Annotated in this window: 3 protein-coding genes; 2 read left to right on the top strand and 1 reads right to left on the bottom strand. The window is 56.2% G+C overall.

Translation table 11 applies throughout. The features are described 5' to 3' along the window. Together ACXJ7R_RS32655 and ACXJ7R_RS32660 are read left to right on the top strand one after the other, a co-directional pair. A partial coding sequence (locus ACXJ7R_RS32655; protein ID WP_457155398.1) for a hypothetical protein occupies positions 1-232 on the top strand: 232 nt, incomplete at its 5' end. Between the two features lie 23 nt (positions 233-255). Then, complete coding sequence (locus ACXJ7R_RS32660) at positions 256-387, top strand: hypothetical protein (RefSeq protein ID WP_457155399.1); 132 nt, start codon at positions 256-258, stop codon at positions 385-387. A gap of 402 nt (positions 388-789) precedes the next feature. Here ACXJ7R_RS32660 and ACXJ7R_RS32665 read toward each other — a convergent pair whose 3' ends face one another. Continuing rightward, entirely contained in the window at positions 790-1,296 is a 507-nt protein-coding gene (locus ACXJ7R_RS32665; protein WP_457155400.1) for a YciE/YciF ferroxidase family protein, read from the bottom strand. Between the last annotated feature and the right edge of the window lie 123 nt (positions 1,297-1,419).

Here is a 1,419-nt window from a genome sequence, read left to right on the forward strand (position 1 = left end):
GTTTTCGCAGCGTGGCGCCGACATCGATGACATCCAGGAACGCAGTGCTATCGAAGCTGTGCTGAGCGAAGGTCTGTCGAAGCTCAAGGCAGGAGTTGCGGCGCTTGAGACAATCAGGGCGTCCAGACCACAATTGAGCCTGCGCAAATTTGCACCTTTAGCCCGCGGCCTCACGGTGGCGGGCTTTGTCACTTCTGTTGCCCAGGAACCTTCCGGCACGGCTGACCGTTGATTTCCAGAAAGGAGATCCTGGATATGAGCATCTTCTGGACCGCCATCACCTTTTGGGTTCTCGGCTCTCTCCCGGCCTCCATAGTCATCGGGAAATGCCTCAAAGAGGCTCGATTTGAGCCCGGTTTTTTCGTTTCCCCCGACGATTATTTCTGACCCTGTTGCCAAATTGTTGCCACGGATGGATTTTCGAAACGCTTGACAGTCTGACGGTTAAGTCATTGATTTCAATGGGGGGGCCCGGAGGGCGTATTAAAATCAATCGTGGCTGAGCCATCGTAGGGAATCCCCCGATGGCGACCTATAAATCCCGACTTGAATAAGATAGTTCCGTCGCTGCGACTTTTGGTTATTTCTGTACATTCGGGGCCAAGAAGCCACGCCTCCGCCGACGGCGATTCCGGCAACCAGCGCAAACGTCTTCTCACCTTTTGTGGATTCGACCGCGGCTGGACGTTCGATCTCCGGTTTACGGGGAGTCGCTTCGGGTCTCCACTCAGAGGGGACGTTTTGCTCAGCCGGCTGGCTAAATGCGCCGGCCGGCCGAACCGAGTAGCCTTATTCGGCTGCCAGCAGGTTGATCTTACTTTCCGCCATTTCGGTGAGCTTGCGATCGGTCGCCTGTTCTTCCCTGAGGTTCTTGGCCAACACGTTGGCGCAGTCGCTTCGGCCGAGCTGCTTGGCCCAGGCAATGAGCGTGCCGTACCGTGTCATCTCGTAGTGTTCGACGGCCTGTGCTGATGCAATCAGCGCCGCGTCCAGAACTTCCTTGTCATCGACGTCGCCGCTCACATCGTCGGCTTCCTCGAGAATGCCGTCGATTGCCGGGCAGTTGATTGTCTTGGCCTTGATGCCATGCAACTCGAACACTTGTTCGACGCGATCAATATGGCCCCTGGTCTGGTCGAGGTGTTTTTTGAATCCGGCTTTCAATTGCGTGTCGGTTGCCTTGTCGATCATCTTCGGCAGCGCTTTCTCGATCTGCTTTTCGGCGTAGTAGATGTCGCGCAACGTGTGCACGAAGAGATCGTCGAGTGTTTTGATGTCCTTCGAAAAGAAGCCCATGGCCTTGCCTTTCATTGCGCTCAATGTGGATTTCGGCGGCGGAGTTCCGCGCCACCCGCGAAGGCCGGGACAGGTCCCGGCTTGTCTGGTCAACGTACCGGTATCGAAGGGGTTCCTGATCTC

It is taken from the genome of Mesorhizobium sp. P5_C1 (assembly GCF_054049815.1).